Origin of the sequence: Kitasatospora sp. NPDC085879 (assembly GCF_040686255.1) — a bacterium.
GTDB lineage: Bacteria > Actinomycetota > Actinomycetes > Streptomycetales > Streptomycetaceae > Kitasatospora.
Genome location: NZ_JBFBJZ010000003.1, coordinates 1 through 17,188 on the forward strand (window position 1 = coordinate 1; position 17,188 = coordinate 17,188).

Below are 17,188 nucleotides of genomic sequence, written 5' to 3' on the forward strand. Positions count from 1 at the left end.
ACACCAACGGCCGACGGCCGGACCCCTCGGTCCGGCCGCGGCCGTGTCGGGCATTCCCGTGTCAGGGGCTCATGCGTGAGTCCGCTCATGCAGGGGCGGCTCAGGCGTCGGCGGCCGGCCCGGCCGTCCGGGACCAGGCCTCGTAGGCGGCCACGGCGGTGGGGAGGGTGGGGAAGATGCGGTCCTCGCCGACCGAGTCGGTGAGGCCGTAGGCGTCGAGGTCCGCGCGGAGGTCCTGTTTGACCCGGGCGAGGGCGAAGACGATGCCGCGGTCGGTGAGTTCGCGGCGCACGGAGTCGACGGAGTCGAGGGCGGTGATGTCCACCTCGACATTGGCCTCGGTGTTGAGGACGAACCAGCGGACCGGGTGCGGCTGGTCGTCGACGGCGGCCAGGGCGCGGCGGCGGAAGTCCTCCGCGTTGGCGAAGAAGAGCGGGGAGTCGTAGCGGTAGACCACCAGGCCGGGCACCGTCCGGGCGGCCGGGTAGTCGTCGACGTCGTGCATGCCGGCCAGCCCCGGCACGGTGCCGAGGACGGCGTCGTGCGGGCGGGCCACCCGGGTCAGCAGCTCGGCGATCGACAGCCCGACCGCGACCAGCACGCCGTACAGGATGTCCAGCGCGAGTACGCCGGCCAGGCACCCCAGCGCCAGCAGGAACTCCCCGCGGCGGAAGGACAGCAGCCGGCGGAAGCCCGACACGTCGATCATCCGGACCGCCGCGTAGACCACCAGCGCGCCGAGCACGGCCGTCGGCGTGTGGGTGAGGAGCGAGCTGAGCAACAGCAGCACCGCGACCACCGCCAGCCCCGCGGTCAGCGCGTACCCCTGGGTGCGGCCGCCCGCGGACTGGGCGAGCGCCGTCCGGCTGGCGCTGCTGCTCACCGGGAAGCCGTGCAGCACGCCGGAGCCGACGTTGGCCGCGCCGAGCGCCAGCAGCTCCTGGTTGGGGTCCAGCCGGGTGGTGTCGCCCGGGGTGGCGAAGGCCCGTGCGGTGAGGATGACGTCCGTGTAGCCGACCAGCAGGACACCGAGCGCCGGCAGTACCAGCTGCGACAGGTCGGAGAGGCTCGGGAGTTCGGGGCTGGGCAGTCCCGGCGGGATCGCGCCGATCACCTTGATGCCGTGCGCCTCCAGGTCGAAGGCGGAGACCACCGCGGTGCCGAGCACGAGTGCGAGCAGCGGGCCGGGGACGGCGCGGAAGCGGGCCACCGCGAAGAGGAAGAGCAGGGCGGCGGCGCTGAGCGCCACGGTGGCCGGGTGGATGTCGGAGAGGTTCTCGAAGAAGGACACCAGCTGCGGGAAGAAGCCCTCGCCCTCGGTCTCCACCCCGGTGAGCTTGGTCAGCTGGTCCACCATCATGATCAGGGCGACGCCCGCCAGGTAGCCGATCAGGACGGGCCGGGACAGCAGGTCGGCGACGAAGCCGAGCCGCGCCACCCAGGCCACCACGCAGAGCAGGCCCACCACCACCGCGAGCGCCGCGGCGAGGACCGCGTAGCGGGAGGTGTCGCCTGCGGCGAGCGGGCCGATGGCGGTCGCGGTCATCAGGGCGGTCGTCGACTCCGGGCCGACCGAGAGCAGGCGGGAGGAGCCGAGGACGGCGTACAGCAGGATCGCCGGGAGGATCGCCCACAGGCCGGCCACCGGCGGCAGGCCCGCGACGCTCGCATAGGCCATGACCTGCGGCACGAGGTAGGCCGCGACGGTGACACCGGCCAGCAGGTCGCCGCGGAGCCAGCTCCGCCGGTAGTGCCGGAGCACGGTGAGGCCGGGTGCGGCGGGCACGAGGCGGTGCCACCACGCCGGCTGGGAGGCGTCGGTCTGCTGCGGCATGGCTCTCCCTTCGCCCTGAGGTCATGATGCCCCGGAACACGCCGCACGCCCGCCAGGCCACGCGCGGGGACCGGGCGGGGCCGGACGAGGGCCGGACGAGGGCCGGGGCGGTGCCGCGAGAGGGGCAGGGTCGGCGCCTGACCCGGCGTCAGTCGCATGACCGTGCGAGCCGTGGGTAGGTCTGCGGGCATGGGACCCCTTGAGCCTAACCCTGTGGAAGTCGTCCTCGGTCTGATCTGCTTCTTCGTGATGTTCGGGATACTCGGCAGGGTCGTGCTGCCCCGGATCGAACGGACGCTCGCGGAACGCGAGGCGGCCACCGGCGGGCGGCTCGCCGAGGCGCAGCACCTGCTCGCCGAGGCCTCGGCGCTCCACGACGAGCGCCGGGCGCAGCTGGACGCCGCCCGCCACGAGGCGGCCCGGATCCGGCAGGAGGCCGCCGAGCAGGGCGCCGCCCTGGTCGCCTCGGCGCGGGCCGAGGGCCTGCGGCACCGTGAGGAGATCGTCGCGGCCGCCCAGGTGCAGCTGGCCGCGAGCGCGGTGGTGGCCGAGGCGGCGCTCCGCGCGGACGTGGTGGCGACGGCCGTGGAGGTCGCGGGCCGGGCGGTCGGCGAGCCGCTGGCGGGGCTGCCGCGGACGGATGCGGCCGTGGCGCGTTTCCTCGCCGAGCGGGAGGCCTCCTCGGCGGGCTGAGCGGAGGACACGGACCGGCCGCTCGCGGGGCGGAGGTTCAGCCCGGCGGCCGGCCGAGCAGTTCGCCGAGGCGGTGCAGCAGCGGAAGGAGGGCTCCGCGCTCGGTGGGGGTGAGGCCGGCGAGGGCGCCGTGCACGGTGTGCATCTCGGCGCGGATGCGGCGGGCGAGCCGCTGTCCGTCCGGGGTGGCGTGCACGGTCCTGCTGCGGCGATCCTCGGGGGAGGGGGTCCGCACCACGAGTCCGCGGGCCTCCATCCGGGCGACCAGCCCGGTGGCGTTGGAGGCGTCGCAGACCAGGTGCTCGGCGAGGGCGCTCATGCTGAGCGGCCGGTCGAGGGCGATGAGCGCGCGGGCCTGGGTGGTGCTGAGGCCGTGCCGGCCGGCGACCGTCGCCAGGTCGTCGTAGTAGCCGCGGACCACGCGGGCGAGCGGCTCCACCAGCTCCGACGCATCTGGATTCACTTGACATCCTCAAGTAACCGGCGTTTCCTGGATTCAGGTAGTTGAGGATATCAACCATTTCGCTGCGAGGACCCTCTCATGAACGACCGCCCGGCCGAGCAGGCCGCCGACCTCGTCGCCCGCCTCCGCGCGACCTTCCGCACCGGCCGGACCAGGCCGCTCTCCTGGCGCACCGAGCAGCTGCACCGGCTGCGCGCGCTGCTCACCGAGAACGGCCCGGAGCTCGCCGCGGCGCTCGGCGCCGACCTCGGCAAGAGCGAACAGGAGTCGCTGCGCACCGACGTCGACTTCGTGGTGCGGGAGATCGACCACACCCTGGAGCACCTGGCGGAGTGGCTGCGCCCGGAGGCGGCGCCGGTGCCGGAACGGCTGGCCGGGGCGCAGGCGCGGACGCAGTACGACCCGCTCGGCGTCGTCCTGGTGATCGCGCCGTGGAACTACCCGGTGCAGCTGCTGCTGGCGCCGGTCGCGGGCGCGCTCGCGGCGGGCAACGCGGTGGTGGCCAAGCCCAGCGAGCTGGCGCCGGCGACCTCGGCGGTGCTCGCCCGGCTGCTTCCCGCGTACCTGGACACCGAGGCGGTCGCGGTGGTGGAGGGCGGGGTGGCGGAGACCACGGCCCTGCTGGCCCAGCGCTTCGACCACATCTTCTACACCGGCAACGGCGCGGTGGGCCGGATCGTGATGCGCGCGGCGGCCGAGCACCTGACCCCGGTCACCCTCGAACTGGGCGGCAAGTCACCGGCGTTCGTGGACGCGGGGGCCGACCTGGCGGTGGTGGCGGAGCGCCTGGTGGCGGGCAAGTTCCTCAACGCGGGACAGACCTGCGTGGCCCCGGACTACGTGCTCACCGACCCGGCCACCGCCCGGGCCCTGGAGCCGCTGCTGGCCGAGGCGGTGGAGACCCGCTACGGCAAGGACCCGGCGGCCTCGCCGCTGTACAGCCGGATCGTCAACGAGCGTCACTTCGACCGGCTGGCCGCACTGCTGGACTCGGGTCGGACGGTGGTCGGCGGCGGCCGCGACCGGGAGAGCCGCTACCTGGCGCCCACCGTGCTCGCGGACGTGGCCCCGGACTCGCCGGTGATGCAGGAGGAGGTCTTCGGGCCGATCCTGCCGATCGTCGAGGTCGCCGGCCTGGACGAGGCGATCGACTTCGTCAACGACCGGGACAAGCCGCTCGCCCTGTACGTGTTCAGCCCCGCCGAGGAGACCCGGCGCCGGCTCGCCGAGGAGACCTCCTCCGGCGGTCTGGGCTTCGGCCTGCCGCTGGCCCATCTGACCGTCTCCGACCTGCCGTTCGGCGGCGTGGGGGAGAGCGGCATGGGCAGCTACCACGGGCGGTACTCGATCGAGGCGTTCAGCCACCGCAAGGCGGTGCTGGAGGTGCCGGTCGGCTGACCGGCACGACGGCGGGCGGGAGCCGGAGACCGGATCCCGCCCGCCCGTCTGCTTGATGATGTCAAGCAGTCGGCCCGCGGCCGGTGCTGTGCCTCAGCCGATCGCCTTGAGCAGCTCCTCGGCCAGCGGGCCGGAGGAGGCCGGGTTCTGCCCGGTGTACAGGTTCCGGTCGGTCACCGTGTACGGCGCCCAGGGCTCGCCCGCCGAGTACTCGGCACCGAGCGCCACCAGACGGTCCTCCAGCAGCCAGGGGGCGCGGTCGGCGAGGCCGGCCATCCGCTCCTCGGTGTTGCTGAAGCCGGTCAGCCGGTACCCGGCGAACGTCGGTGTGCCGTCCGGGCGTTCGGCGGCGAGCAGGGCGGCCGGGCCGTGGCAGACCACGCCGAGCGGCAGGCCGGAGTCGAGCGTCGCGGTGAGCAGCCGGCCGGAGTCGGCGTCCACGGCGAGGTCCTCCATCGGCCCGTGGCCGCCGGGGTAGAACACGACCGCGTACTCGGCGGGGTCGACGTCGGCCAGCACCAGCGGGTGCCGCAGCGGCTCGGCGGCGGCGATCGCGGCGGTCGCGGCGGCGGCGTTCTCCTCGCCGCCGAGGGCACCGGCGGAGAGGCTGCCGGCGTCCGCGGTCGGCACCGCGCCGCCCGGGGTGGCCACGACCACCTCGTGCCCGGCCGCGGTGAACGCGCGGTACGGGGTGAGGAACTCCTCCGCCCAGTAGCCGGTGGGGTGCTTGCTGCCGTCGGCCAGGGTCCAGTGGTCGGCGCCGGTCATCACAAACAGGATCTTCGCCATGTCGGCGGTCACTCCTTCGTTCGGCTTTCCTCCGACGCTAGGCCGCCGACCGGCGGTCGGGCCAATAGGCGACCGGATGGCAGCCATCGGGATTCCGATGGTTCACCCGGTCGGCGCCCTCCCGCGGCCGGGGGCCGGATCACTCGCCGATCCGCACCAGCGCCAGGGTGATGTTGTCCGGCCCGCCCGCCTCGATCGCGGCCCGCCAGAGCTCGAAGGCGGCCCGCTGGTCGTCCTCGCCGCCGAGCAGGGCCGCCAGCTCCTGCGGCGGCACCGGGTCCGTCAGGCCGTCGCTGCAGACCAGGTAGCGGGCGCCGACCTCGGCCGGCAGGCGGCGCAGGTGCGGGTCGACCTCGCGGCGCACGACGGTGCCGCCGAGGGTGCTCGTGACGATGTTCGTGGTGCGCCGGCCGGGCGGGGGCGGCGGGCTGTCGTCCGTGCTGAGCTGGCGCAGTTCGGGGGTGCCGGCCGTGCCGGCGATCTCGAAGACCTGGCTGTCGCCGATGTTGAACACCAGGACCTGCTCGGCGCTCAGCACCAGGCCGGCGACGGTGGTGCCCATCCCGGTGAGGCCGGGGTCGGCGTCCGCGGCGTCGTACAGGGTGGCGTTGCAGGCGCGGAGCTCGTCCTGGACGTGCTGTTCGGAGCGCAGGTCGTGGCCGGCCGCGGCGAGCCGGCGGGCGGTCAGCGAGGAGGCCACCTCGCCGGCCGGGTGGCCGCCGAGCCCGTCCGCCACCGCGACCAGGCAGGGTGTGGCGCCGAGCGGGAAGAGCAGTGTCTGCGGGCTCTCGGTCACCGTGGCGCAGAGCGTCCACGGGCCGACGGCCAGGCTGTCCTCGTTGTGGTCGCGGACCAGGCCCTCGTGACTGAGTGCGCTGACGCTGATGTACGGCATGCGGCTCGCCCCCTCTCGTCTCCCATTGTGGTGCCCGCCGGGCCGGCCCCGCCCAGATCTGCAACGTTCTGTTGAAACCTACCTTGACGGCCTCGCGGGGCCCGGCCTACTTTGATTTCGCGATTCAGAATCGTACTTCCGCATCGCGGAACAGTTTGTATCCCCCGCTCGGGCAGGAGAAACCGATGCCTCGTATGACAGCCGCCCGTGCGGCAGTGGAGATCCTCAAGCGCGAGGGCGTCACCAACGCGTTCGGTGTGCCCGGCGCGGCGATCAACCCCTTCTACGCCGCCCTCAAGGCGGCCGGCGGCGTCCACCACACGCTGGCCCGCCACGTCGAGGGCGCGTCCCACATGGCCGAGGGCTACACCCGCACCAACCCCGGCAACATCGGCGTCTGCATCGGCACCTCCGGTCCGGCCGGCACCGACATGATCACCGGCCTGTACTCGGCGATCGCCGACTCCATCCCGATCCTGTGCATCACCGGCCAGGCCCCGGTCGCCCGGATCCACAAGGAGGACTTCCAGGCGGTCGACATCGCCTCGATCGCCCGCCCGGTCACCAAGGCCGCCACCACCGTCCTGGAGGCGGCACAGGTCCCCGGCGTCTTCCAGCAGGCCTTCCACCTGATGCGCTCCGGCCGCCCCGGCCCCGTCCTCATCGACCTGCCGATCGACGTCCAGATGACCGAGATCGAGTTCGACCCGGAGACCTACCAGCCGCTGCCGGTCTACAAGCCCACCGCCACCCGCGCCCAGATCGAGAAGGCCCTCGACCTGCTGCAGGCCGCCGAGCGCCCGCTCATCGTCGCCGGCGGCGGCATCATCAACGCGGACGCCTCCGACCTGCTCGTCGAATTCGCCGAGCTGACCGGCGTCCCGGTGGTCCCCACGCTGATGGGCTGGGGCACCCTCCCGGACGACCACGCGCTCAACGCCGGCATGGTCGGCCTGCAGACCTCGCACCGCTACGGCAACGCGACCTTCCTCGAGTCCGACTTCGTCCTCGGCATCGGCAACCGCTGGGCCAACCGCCACACCGGCAACCTCGACGTCTACACCAAGGACCGCACCTTCGTGCACGTCGACATCGAGCCCACCCAGATCGGCCGGATCTTCGCCCCCGACTACGGCATCGCCTCCGACGCCCGGGCCGCCCTGGAACTCTTCGTCGAGATCGCCAAGGAGCGCGACGCCGCCGGCGCCCTCAAGGACCGCGGCGCCTGGGCCGCCTCCGCCCAGGAGCGCAAGGCCACCCTGCTGCGCCGCACCCACTTCGACAACGTGCCGCTCAAGCCGCAGCGCGTCTACGAGGAGATGAACCGGGCCTTCGGCCCGGAGACCCGGTACGTCACCACCATCGGCCTCTCGCAGATCGCCGGCGCGCAGATGCTGCACGTCTACAAGCCGCGGCACTGGATCAACTGCGGCCAGGCCGGGCCGCTCGGCTGGACCATCCCGGCCGCGCTGGGCGTCGCCACCGCCGACCCGGAGACGCCGGTCGTCGCGCTCTCCGGCGACTACGACTTCCAGTTCATGATCGAGGAGCTGGCGGTCGGCGCCCAGCACCGGATCCCCTACGTCCACGTCCTGGTGAACAACTCGTACCTGGGCCTGATCCGCCAGGCGCAGCGGAACTTCGACATCGACTTCCAGGTCAAGCTGGAGTTCGAGAACCTCAACTCGCCGGAGCTGGGCGTCTACGGCGTCGACCACGTCAAGGTCGCCGAGGGCCTCGGCTGCAAGGCGATCCGGGTCACCGAGCCGGACCAGCTGCTGCCGGCCTTCGAGGAGGCGAAGAAGCTCGCCGCCGAGTTCCGCGTCCCGGTCGTCGTCGAGGCGATCCTGGAGCGGGTCACCAACATCGCGATGAGCGGCAGCGACATCGCCAGCGTCGTCGAGTTCGAGGACCTCGCCACCGAGCCGGGCCACGCCCCGACCGCGATCCGCCCGCTCGCCGTCTGATCCACCCGCCGCACCCTCAACAGGGCCGCCCGGGCCACTCGTTCGCCCGGGCGGCCCTGTCGTCGCGGCTAGGCGGGGTTGTTGGCGTGGGTGAGGGTCTCCCAGGCGGTGAAGAGGTTGTCGGTGCCGGCGGGACGGCGCTGCTCGGTGAGCTTCTGGGTGTTGTCCATGCCGTAGGTCAGGCGGTTGTGCAGGGCGTTGAAGCCGACCTCGGTGACGGGGCCCAGGTGCTGGGAGAGGGTGCCGCCGCAGAGCCAGGACGGGACGGCGGTGCCCAGTTCGTTCTTGGACTGGAGGCCGAGGGCGTGCCGCAGGCGGTCGGCGACCTCGGGGTAGAGGTCCTGGCCCTGGATGCGGCTGGTCTCGGCGACATGGGCGATCGCGGAGAGGCCGTAGCCGGTGTGGGTGAGGTCGCGGCAGGTCTCCTGGGTCAGGCCGTCGACGAAGGTGCTCTGCCCCTGCCAGTAGTTGACGATCTCGTCCCGGGTGTCGAGGCCGCTGCCGGGCGCCGTCTTCGGCAGGGCGCCGTCGGAGGCGAGGTAGATGTAGGCGGGCACCCGGCCGCGGAAGGTGGCCACCGCCTTGTCGTAGACCGTCCGGTCATTGAGGAAGACGCCGATGCCGATGGTGGCCTCGGTCATGCTCAGCTCCCAGTTGCCGTTGGAGCGTGAGCCGTTGACCACCTTCGGGAGGTAGACGTTGCGCAGCATCGCGCCGAAGCGGTCGACCTTGTCGGCGGGCCAGCCGCTGTAGGTGTAGCGGATGATCTCGGCGGCGCGCGGCCAGGTGGAGGCCGACCAGGCGCTCTGCAGCGGGGCGTTGCTGTTGGTGTGGTCCTTGATCGTGCCGGACCAGGCGTCCATGATCTGGACGGCCTTGGCGGCGTACCGGGTGTCCCGGGTGATCGACCACTCCAGGGCGAGGGTGTACGCGGCCAGCGCGTCCTCGCGTTCGTCGGTGCAGCCGTAGTTGGGGTTGGAGTACGAGCCGCACTCGACCACCGCGCGGGGCTTGGGCGTGCGGCTGAGCGAGGCGTACTTGCTCGCGTGCATCTGGTCGTAGGCGCTCTTCCACGGCTGCGCTCCGGCCTGCACCTTGCCGCGCACGAAGTCGAGTTGGGACTTGGAGACCAGGACGCCGGGGTGGGCGAAGGTCGTCGGCGCGGCCTCGGCGGGGGCCGGGGCGGTGGCGCTGATGCCGACGGGTATCGCGCAGAGGAGCGCGAGCAGTGCGGCGGCCGCAGGCAGTCGGCGGCGGCGGTGTCGACGGTGCATGGGTCCTCCGGTCGGTGGGGGCGACGGGAGCTGGAGTCAACTAGCCCGGAGGTGCGCACGTCAAGACGACTGGAAAGTTTCCTATCGGTTGCCTGTCGGGCGCATCGTCAACTCGTGCGGCCCGATCGGCGAGCAACCGCTCTCCTGTGTTCATGAGTTGATCAAAAATTGGTCGATACCTATGACTTGACGGTCCACCAGCATCAGGAGTTGAATCTCGACCGCCGGCCGGCAGTCGAACATCCCCACCCATTCCCCCGATCGAAGGCGGATCCGATCATGGCCTGGCCCCCACCCCACCATGCCGCCCGCACGCGCCGGGCGGCCGCCGCACTGCTCTCCGGCGCCCTGGCCGCCACCGGCCTGCTGGCCGGCGCGCCCGGAGCGCACGCGGCGGGCGAGACGGTGAACGTCTGGCTCACCACCACCGACGACGAGGGCGGCCGGCACGTCACCCGCGGCCTCGCCCAGCAGGCGGCGTTCACCTTCACCGGCGGCGCCGGCAGCGGCGGCCAGCTGATCTCGGTCGACGAGTCCACTCGCTACCAGCAGTTCACCGGTGGCGGCGCCTCGTTCACCGACACCGCCGCCTGGCTGATGAAAGGCAGCGGTGCGCTGAGCGCGACCGCCCGCGGCGAGGCCATGCGCCGGCTGTTCTCACCGACCGAGGGCATCGGCCTGTCCTTCCTGCGCAACCCGATGGGCTCCTCCGACCTGGCGCGCTACGGCTACACCTACGACGACCAGCCGGCGGGCTCGGTCGACCCGGCGCTGAACGGCTTCACGATCGGCCACGACCTCGCGGACGTGCTGCCGCTCACCAAGCAGGCCAGGCAGCTCAACCCGGCGCTCACCGTGATGGCGTCCCCGTGGACGGCGCCCGCCTGGATGAAGGACAGCGGCAGCCTGAACGGCGGCTGGCTGAAGGCCGAGTACTACGGCTCCTACGCCCAGTACTTCGTGAAGTACCTGCAGGCCTACCAGGCCCAGGGCGTACCGGTGAACTACGTGACGGTGCAGAACGAGCCGACCTGCTGCGCCGGTTACCCGTCGACGAGCTGGAACGGCTCGGGCCTCGCCTACTTCACCGAGAACAACCTGCTGCCGGCGCTCTCCGGGGCGGGTCTCGCCACCAAGGTCCTGGCGCTGGACTGGAACTGGGACCAGTACAACGGCTACGCCGCCCCGGTGGTGGACGACACGGCGATCCGCACCCACCCCAACTTCGGCGGCATGGCCTGGCACGGCTACGGCGGTGACGTCGCGACGCAGACCACGGTGCACGACCAGTACCCGACGATGGACGCCTTCGACACCGAGCACTCCGGCGGCACCTGGATCGGCAACCAGCAGCAGGAGGACATGCGCAACATCATCGACTACACCCGCAACTGGGGTAAGTCGGTGACCAAGTGGAGCCTCGCCGTCGACCAGAACATGGGCCCGCACTACGGAGGCTGCGGCACCTGCACCGGCCTGGTCACGGTGCACAACGGGGACTCCCGCAGCGGCCAGGTGGACTACACGGTCGAGTACTACACCATGGGCCATCTCACCAAGTTCGTGAAGCCCGGCGCGTACCGGATCGCCTCCACCGCCAACGCCGCGGTGCCGAACGTGGCCTGGCAGAACCCGGACGGCTCCAAGGCGCTGATCGCCTACAACGACAGCGGCAGCGCGCAGACCGTCCGGGTGGTCTGGGGCGGCCAGAACTTCAGCTACGGCCTGCCCGCGAAGACCTCGGCCACCTTCACCTGGGCCGGTGCCCAGGGCGGTGGCGGCGGTGCGACCGGCCGGATCACCGGCCTGGCCGGCAAGTGCCTGGACGTGGCGGGCGCCAACTCCGCCAACGGCACCGCCGTCCAGCTCTACGACTGCAACGGCACCGCCGCCCAGACCTGGACGGTCGGCGGCGACGGCACCGTCCGCGCGTTCGGCAAGTGCCTGGACGTGGCCGCCGGTTCGACCGCGGACGGCGCCAAGACCCAGCTGTACGACTGCAACGGGACGGGCGCCCAGCAGTGGACGTACAACCCCGCGACGCACGACCTCGTCAACCCGCAGGCGAACAAGTGCCTGGACGTGTCCGACAACAGCGCGGCCAACGGCGCGCGGATCCAGATCTGGAGCTGCACGGGTGCGGCCAACCAGAAGTGGACGGCCCCGACCGCCTGACGGCCGGTGGCGCGGACGCGCCCGGTTCCGCCGCAGGGGGCGGAACCGGGCGCGTCGTCGTGCCGTCAGGCGCCGAGCTGCCAGACCGTGCCGTGGCCGGCGAGTGTGACGGCCGCGAGGACGGCGAGGTCGGCGACGCCGAGCGCGATGCCGAGCACCGCCCGGCCGCGCCGGCCGGTGCCGCGGACCAGCGCCAGCGTGCCGAGCACGATCGCGACCGGGCCGAGCACCACGTTGAAGAGCAGCAGGCCCGGCAGGGCCAGCAGGAAGGAGGCGACGGCCATCTGGTCGCCGTCGGCGGCGGAGCGGGGTGTGGCGAGCTGTTCCATGGCAGGACTCCGGTGGGAGGTCGTGGGATGCCGGGACGTCGGGGCGGGCCTCGGAGACGGCCCGCCGTCAGCGGTGCCGGACGCGGGCGATCCGCTCGCGGGCGCCGAAGGCGAGCAGCCAGAGCGCGATCGCTGCGGAGGCGGCCAGGAAGACCGGCATGGAGGTGTGGATCGCGGCCCCCGCGAGGAGGCTCATGGCGACGATGACGATCAGAAGGCTCACGGCAGGTGTGTCCTCTCCCCGGTCGGCGGCCGATTCGGTGTACGACTGTTCGCCGACTTCTCCATCGTACGCTCGCCAAAGTCGGCAAACAGTTGTTTACTGAATGATGTGAGTCACACCCCCGGGGTCCGCCAGGCCCAGAAGCAGCAGAGCCGCCGCGCCCTCCTCGACGCCGCCCTCGGGCTGCTGGAGCACCAGAACCTCAGCGGCATCGGCGTCCGCGAGGTCACCCGGGAGGCCGGACTCTCGCCGGCCGGGTTCTACCGGCACTTCCGCGACCTGTCCGAACTGGCCGTGGTGCTGGTCGAGGAGTCGCTGGCCAGCCTGCACGGGATGATCCGCCGGGTGCTGGCCGAGCAGGACGGCTCCGAGGAGATCATCGACCGCACGGTCGATCTGATCGCCGACCACGTCCGCGAGCACCGGGCGCATGTGCGCTTCCTGGCGCGTGAGCGGCACGGCGGGGTCCGGCCGGTCCGCGAGGCCATCGCCGCCGAGTTCGAACGCTTCACGGACGAGGTGGCGGCCGGCCTCGGCGCGCAGCCGGCCGCGGCCGGCTGGTCGGCGGAGGACCTGCGGATGCTCGCCGGCCTGTACGTCGAGCACATGGTGGCGACGGCGGCGGCCTTCATGGAGGGCGGTCCGGCCGAGGAGGCGCGGATCGCCCGTGCCGCCCGCACCCGGTTGCGGCTGATCAGCGCCGGCCGCAGGCACTGGCTGGACGAGGGCTGACACTCCGTCGTGCGGGCGGTGCCGACCGGCGACTCTCGTAACCCGTAATTCATACAAGCGCATTGACACAATTTCATGGACACGCCAACTTTGGAGGACCCCCACAGACCGAGAGGCCCTCCCATGAAGAAGCCGCTCATCGGCGCGTCCCTGGCCCTGCTGCTCGGCGGCGCCACCGCGCTGGCCGGTGCCGCCCCCGCCTCCGCAGCGAGCGCCCCCGCGGCCGTCGCCGTCGACTTCGCCGGCACGGTGGCGCTCAGCAACTGCTCCGGATCGGTCGTCCGGCTGCCCGCGTCCACGGCCTCCGACCCCGCCCTGGTGCTCACCAACGGCCACTGCCTGGAGACCGGGATGCCCTCCCCGGGCCAGGTCATCACCAACCGCTCGTCCAGCCGGAGCTTCACCCTGCTCAGCTCCTCCGGCGGCAGCCTCGGCACGCTGCGGGCGAGCAAGGTGGTCTACAGCACCATGACCGACACCGATGTGACGCTCTACCAGCTGAACACCACCTACTCGGCCATCCAGTCCCGCTACGGCATCGCCCCGCTCACCCTCTCGGCGAGCCACCCGGCGGCCGGCGCCTCGATCAAGGTGGTCTCCGGGTACTGGAAGAGGATCTACTCCTGCAGCGTGGACGGGTTCGCCTACCGGCTGAAGGAGGGCGGCTGGACCTGGAAGGACGCCGTCCGCTACACCTCCAGCTGCAACACCATCGGCGGCACCTCCGGCTCGCCGGTCGTCGACACCGCCACCGGCCAGGTCGTCGCCGTCAACAACACCGGCAACGAGGACGGCGAGCGCTGCACCGAGAACAACCCCTGCGAGGTCGACCAGAACGGCACGGTGACCGTCCGCAAGGGCATCAACTACGCCGAGGAGACCTACCTCATCCCCGCCTGCTTCGCCGCCGGCAACAAGCTCGACCTCACCCGGTCCGGCTGCGCGCTGCCCAAGCCGTAGCCCCGGCCGAAGCCCGAGCCGCAGCCCCCGCCGAAGCCCTCCCGGTGCCTGCGCGCCCGGGCCCCACAGCCACCTGCCGCCCCCTCCCGAGGGCCGCCCGCCGACCGGCGGGCGGCCCTCGCGGCATTCCCGGGCGCCCGGCCCGCGGGACTTCTCGAAGCAGTGAATCAGTGCTTCAATGCTTGGCATGGCATACCGACGCACCCCCGCCGTCCAGGCCCGGCTGGACGCCCAGCGCGCCGCCGTGCTCCAGGCGGCCGTGGCGCTGCTCGCCGAGCGCGGCTACGCGGGCTGCTCGGTCGCCGCCGTGGCGGAACGCGCCGGCATCGCCACCGGCTCCATGTACCGCCACTTCGCCGGCAAGTCCGACCTCGCCGTCGAACTCTTCCGCACGGTCGTCGGCCGGGAGGTCGCCGCCGTCACCGAGGCCCTGGCCCGCGAGGAGACCCCGCAGCGCCGGGTCGCCGCGGTCGTCGAAACCTTCGCCGCCCGCGCCCTCAAGGCCCCCCGCCGCGCCTACGCGCTGCTCGCCGAACCCGTCGACCCGGTCGTCGACGCCGAACGCCTGGTCTTCCGCCGGGCCTTTCGCGACGTCATCGCCACGCAGATCGCCGCCGCCGTCGACAGCGGCGAACTCCCGCCCCAGGACGCCGAACTGACCGCCGCCGCACTGGTCGGCGCGATCGGCGAGGCGCTCGTCGGCCCGCTCGCCGCCGGCGACCCCGGCGACACCATCCCCGCGCTCACCGCCTTCGCACTGCGCGCCCTCGGCGCCCCCGAGGCCGCGCCCGCGCACCGCGCGGCCCAGCACTGAACCACCCTGCAGGCCACAGCCCCGCAGACCACCACCCCTCAGACCACCATCCCGCAGACCACCGCCCAGGAGGACGGCAATGCCGACGCACGAGGTCACCAACCAGGTCCCCGACCCGTACGGCCACGACGTCGCCGCCGACCCGGCCCTGCTCGCCGCCCTGCACCGGGCCGGCGCCGGCTGGGCCGAGGACGAGCTCCACGAACTCGGCCGCCTCGCCGGCTCCGAGGAGGCCGACACCTGGGGCCGGATCGCCAACGAGAACCCGCCCGTGCTGCGCACCCACGACCGCTACGGCCACCGCGTGGACGAGGTCGAGTTCCACCCGTACTGGCACCGGCTGATGGACACCGCCGTCCGGTACGGCCTGCACGCCGCCCCCTGGGCCGACGACCGGACCGGCGCGCACACCGCCCGCGCCGCCAAGTTCTACGTCTGGGGCCAGGTCGAGGCCGGCCACACCTGCCCGATCTCCATGACCTACGCCGCGGTGCCCGCGCTGCGTGCCACCCCCGCCCTCGCCGAGCGCTACGAACCCCTGCTCGCCGCCCGGGAGTACGACTTCGGCCTGCGCGAACCGCAGACCAAGCGCGGCCTGATCGCCGGCATGTCGATGACCGAGAAGCAGGGCGGCTCGGACGTCCGGGCGAACACCACCACCGCCGTCCCGCACACCGACGGCAGCTACCGCCTGACCGGCCACAAGTGGTTCACCTCCGCGCCCATGTCGGACGTCTTCCTCACCCTGGCCCAGGCGCCGGGCGGCCTCAGCTGCTTCGTGCTGCCCCGGGTGCTGCCGGACGGCAGCCGCAACCCGATCCGCCTCCAGCGGCTCAAGGACAAGCTCGGCAACAAGTCCAACGCCTCCGCCGAGATCGAGTACGAGGGCGCCACCGGCTGGCTGGTCGGCGAGGAGGGCCGCGGCGTCCCCACCATCATCGAGATGGTCAACATGACCCGCCTCGACTGCACGATCGGCGCCGCCTCCGGCATGCGCTACGGCACCGTCCGGGCGCTCCACCACGCAACCCACCGGCGGGCGTTCGGCGCCGCGCTGGTCGACCAGCCGCTGATGCGCAACGTCCTCGCCGACCTCGTCGTGGAGTCCGAGGCCGCCACCACCGTCGCGATGCGCCTCGCGGCCGCCACCGACGCGGCCCTCGCCGGGGACGAGCAGGAGGCCATGCTGCGGCGCCTGGGCCTCGCCGTCTCCAAGTACTGGGTGTGCAAGCGCGGTCCGGGGCACGCCGCGGAGGCCCTGGAGTGCCTGGGCGGCAACGGCTACGTCGAGGAGTCCGGCATGCCCCGGCTCTACCGGGAGGCCCCACTGGTCTCGATCTGGGAGGGCTCCGGCAACGTCGCCGCCCTGGACGCGCTGCGCGCCATGGCCCGCCGCCCCGCGTCCGTCGAGGCCTTCCTCGCCGAGGTCGACGCCGCGGCCGGCGCCGACCGCCGTCTGGACGCCGCGACCGCCGCCCTGCGCAAGCAGCTCGGCGACCTCACCGACCTCGAGTTCCGCACCCGTCGGCTGGTCGAGTCGATGGCCCTCGCCCTCCAGGGCTCGCTGCTCGTCCGGTACGGCGACCCGGCGGTCGCCGACGCCTTCTGCGCCTCCCGCCTCGGCGGCGACCACGGCGCCGCCTTCGGCACCCTGCCGGCCGGCACCGACACCGCGGCGATCCTGGACAGGGCCGTTCGGCGGTGAGCGAGTCCGCCGAAGTCAGGTCCTTCTGGCAGCGGTTGGAGCTGCCCGGTCTGATCGACGTACACACGCACTTCATGCCCGAGCAGGTGCTCGACAAGGTGTGGGCGTACTTCGACGCGGTCGGGCCGCTCACCGGCCGGCCCTGGCCGATCGCCTACCGGCACGCCGAACAGCAACGCGTCGACACCCTGCGGGAGTTCGGCGTCCGGGCGTTCACCGCCATGCTCTACCCGCACAAACCGGCGATGGCCGCCTGGCTCAACTCCTGGGCCGCGGACTTCGCCGCCCGCACCCCCGACTGCCTGCACACCGCCACCTTCTACCCCGAACCGGGCGCCGCCGCGTACGTGGCGGCGGCGCTCGACCGCGGCGCCCGGGTCTTCAAGTCCCATGTGCAGGTGGGCGGGTACGACCCCGCCGACCCGCAGCTGGACGCCGTCTGGGGTCTGCTCGCCGAGAGCGGCACCCCGGTCGTCACGCACTGCGGCTCCGGGCCCGCCCCCGGCAAGCACACCGGTCCCGGGCCGATCGGCGCCGTCCTCGCCCGGCACCCGCGGCTGCACCTGGTCGTGGCGCACCTGGGCCTGCCCGAGTACGCCGACTTCCTCGACCTGGCCGCCCGCCACCCGAACGTCCACCTCGACACCACCATGGTGTTCACCGACTTCACCGAGCGCCTGGCGCCCTTCCCGCCCGGGCTGCGGCCCCGGCTCGCCGACCTCGGAGACCGCATCCTGCACGGCACCGACTACCCCAACATCCCGGACCGGTACACGCACGCGCTGGAGGCGCTGGAACGGCTGGGCCTGGGGGAGGAGTGGCTGCGCGCGGTCTGCTGGGGGAACGCGGCCCGGCTGTTCGGGATCGCGGCGCCGTGAGACCGGCGTCCTGAGGGGACGCGGCACGGCTGTTCGGGGTGGAGCGGGGCCGGCCGGCG

General features: G+C 72.8%; 16 protein-coding genes. 9 read left to right on the forward strand and 7 right to left on the reverse strand.

Annotated features, from left to right (window positions below; translation table 11 throughout):
- Nucleotides 1-100 precede the first annotated feature (100 nt).
- Entirely contained in the window at nucleotides 101-1,834 is a 1,734-nt protein-coding gene (gene sulP / locus AB0P35_RS03195; protein WP_363505775.1) for a sulfate permease, read from the reverse strand.
- A 213-nt stretch (nucleotides 1,835-2,047) separates the two neighbouring features.
- Here sulP and AB0P35_RS03200 point away from each other — a divergent pair, with 213 nt between their 5' ends.
- Nucleotides 2,048-2,527 carry a hypothetical protein gene (locus tag AB0P35_RS03200; protein WP_363505778.1) on the forward strand — a complete coding sequence of 160 codons (480 nt, stop codon included), beginning with the start codon at nucleotides 2,048-2,050 and terminating at the stop codon, nucleotides 2,525-2,527.
- Between the two features lie 37 nt (nucleotides 2,528-2,564).
- Here AB0P35_RS03200 and AB0P35_RS03205 read toward each other — a convergent pair whose 3' ends face one another.
- The gene (locus AB0P35_RS03205) at nucleotides 2,565-2,990 is read right to left on the reverse strand and encodes a MarR family transcriptional regulator (RefSeq protein ID WP_363505781.1); all 426 of its coding nucleotides are present in this window, start codon (nucleotides 2,988-2,990) and stop codon (nucleotides 2,565-2,567) included.
- A gap of 78 nt (nucleotides 2,991-3,068) precedes the next feature.
- Between AB0P35_RS03205 and AB0P35_RS03210 the strand changes: the two genes are divergently transcribed.
- Nucleotides 3,069-4,388 carry an aldehyde dehydrogenase family protein gene (locus tag AB0P35_RS03210; protein ID WP_363505784.1) on the forward strand — a complete coding sequence of 440 codons (1,320 nt, stop codon included), beginning with the start codon at nucleotides 3,069-3,071 and terminating at the stop codon, nucleotides 4,386-4,388.
- Nucleotides 4,389-4,481: 93 nt separating this feature from the next.
- On the opposite strand, the gene AB0P35_RS03215 is transcribed toward AB0P35_RS03210, so the two are convergent.
- Complete coding sequence (locus AB0P35_RS03215) at nucleotides 4,482-5,177, reverse strand: type 1 glutamine amidotransferase domain-containing protein (RefSeq protein ID WP_363505787.1); 696 nt, start codon at nucleotides 5,175-5,177, stop codon at nucleotides 4,482-4,484.
- Nucleotides 5,178-5,316: 139 nt separating this feature from the next.
- Nucleotides 5,317-6,072, reverse strand: coding sequence for a protein phosphatase 2C domain-containing protein (locus AB0P35_RS03220; RefSeq protein ID WP_363505790.1), 756 nt, complete (start codon nucleotides 6,070-6,072; stop codon nucleotides 5,317-5,319).
- A gap of 185 nt (nucleotides 6,073-6,257) precedes the next feature.
- On the opposite strand from AB0P35_RS03220, the gene gcl reads away from it, so the two are divergent.
- On the forward strand, nucleotides 6,258-8,039 hold the full coding sequence (gcl, locus tag AB0P35_RS03225) for a glyoxylate carboligase (protein WP_363505793.1): 1,782 nt from the start codon (nucleotides 6,258-6,260) through the stop codon (nucleotides 8,037-8,039).
- A gap of 68 nt (nucleotides 8,040-8,107) precedes the next feature.
- On the opposite strand, the gene AB0P35_RS03230 is transcribed toward gcl, so the two are convergent.
- A complete protein-coding gene (locus AB0P35_RS03230) occupies nucleotides 8,108-9,313 on the reverse strand; it encodes an alginate lyase family protein (protein ID WP_363505796.1) in 1,206 nt (401 codons plus the stop codon).
- A 279-nt stretch (nucleotides 9,314-9,592) separates the two neighbouring features.
- Between AB0P35_RS03230 and AB0P35_RS03235 the strand changes: the two genes are divergently transcribed.
- Nucleotides 9,593-11,488 (forward strand): ricin-type beta-trefoil lectin domain protein, encoded by a 1,896-nt coding sequence (locus AB0P35_RS03235; protein WP_363505799.1) that lies wholly within the window; start codon nucleotides 9,593-9,595, stop codon nucleotides 11,486-11,488.
- A 65-nt stretch (nucleotides 11,489-11,553) separates the two neighbouring features.
- Here the strand turns inward: AB0P35_RS03235 and AB0P35_RS03240 are convergent, their stop codons facing one another.
- Both AB0P35_RS03240 and AB0P35_RS03245 read right to left on the reverse strand, forming a co-directional pair.
- Nucleotides 11,554-11,817, reverse strand: a complete 264-nt coding sequence (locus tag AB0P35_RS03240) for a DUF4190 domain-containing protein (RefSeq protein ID WP_363505802.1) — start codon at nucleotides 11,815-11,817, stop codon at nucleotides 11,554-11,556.
- A gap of 67 nt (nucleotides 11,818-11,884) precedes the next feature.
- On the reverse strand, nucleotides 11,885-12,040 hold the full coding sequence (locus AB0P35_RS03245) for a hypothetical protein (RefSeq protein ID WP_363505805.1): 156 nt from the start codon (nucleotides 12,038-12,040) through the stop codon (nucleotides 11,885-11,887).
- 108 nt (nucleotides 12,041-12,148) lie between these two features.
- Here AB0P35_RS03245 and AB0P35_RS03250 point away from each other — a divergent pair, with 108 nt between their 5' ends.
- The 5 genes from AB0P35_RS03250 to AB0P35_RS03270 all read left to right on the forward strand — a co-directional run bounded on the left by AB0P35_RS03250 (nucleotide 12,149) and on the right by AB0P35_RS03270 (nucleotide 17,129).
- Nucleotides 12,149-12,772 (forward strand): TetR family transcriptional regulator, encoded by a 624-nt coding sequence (locus AB0P35_RS03250; RefSeq protein ID WP_095875036.1) that lies wholly within the window; start codon nucleotides 12,149-12,151, stop codon nucleotides 12,770-12,772.
- A gap of 123 nt (nucleotides 12,773-12,895) precedes the next feature.
- Entirely contained in the window at nucleotides 12,896-13,732 is an 837-nt protein-coding gene (locus AB0P35_RS03255) for a serine protease (RefSeq protein WP_363505809.1), read from the forward strand.
- Nucleotides 13,733-13,919: 187 nt separating this feature from the next.
- Nucleotides 13,920-14,546 carry a TetR/AcrR family transcriptional regulator gene (locus tag AB0P35_RS03260; RefSeq protein WP_363505812.1) on the forward strand — a complete coding sequence of 209 codons (627 nt, stop codon included), beginning with the start codon at nucleotides 13,920-13,922 and terminating at the stop codon, nucleotides 14,544-14,546.
- A gap of 79 nt (nucleotides 14,547-14,625) precedes the next feature.
- Nucleotides 14,626-16,251: an acyl-CoA dehydrogenase family protein gene (locus tag AB0P35_RS03265; protein WP_363505815.1), complete on the forward strand. Its 1,626-nt coding sequence runs from the start codon at nucleotides 14,626-14,628 to the stop codon at nucleotides 16,249-16,251.
- Nucleotides 16,248-17,129 (forward strand): amidohydrolase family protein, encoded by an 882-nt coding sequence (locus AB0P35_RS03270; protein WP_363505818.1) that lies wholly within the window; start codon nucleotides 16,248-16,250, stop codon nucleotides 17,127-17,129. The genes AB0P35_RS03265 and AB0P35_RS03270 overlap by 4 nt, the downstream gene beginning before the upstream one ends.
- Nucleotides 17,130-17,188 lie beyond the last annotated feature (59 nt).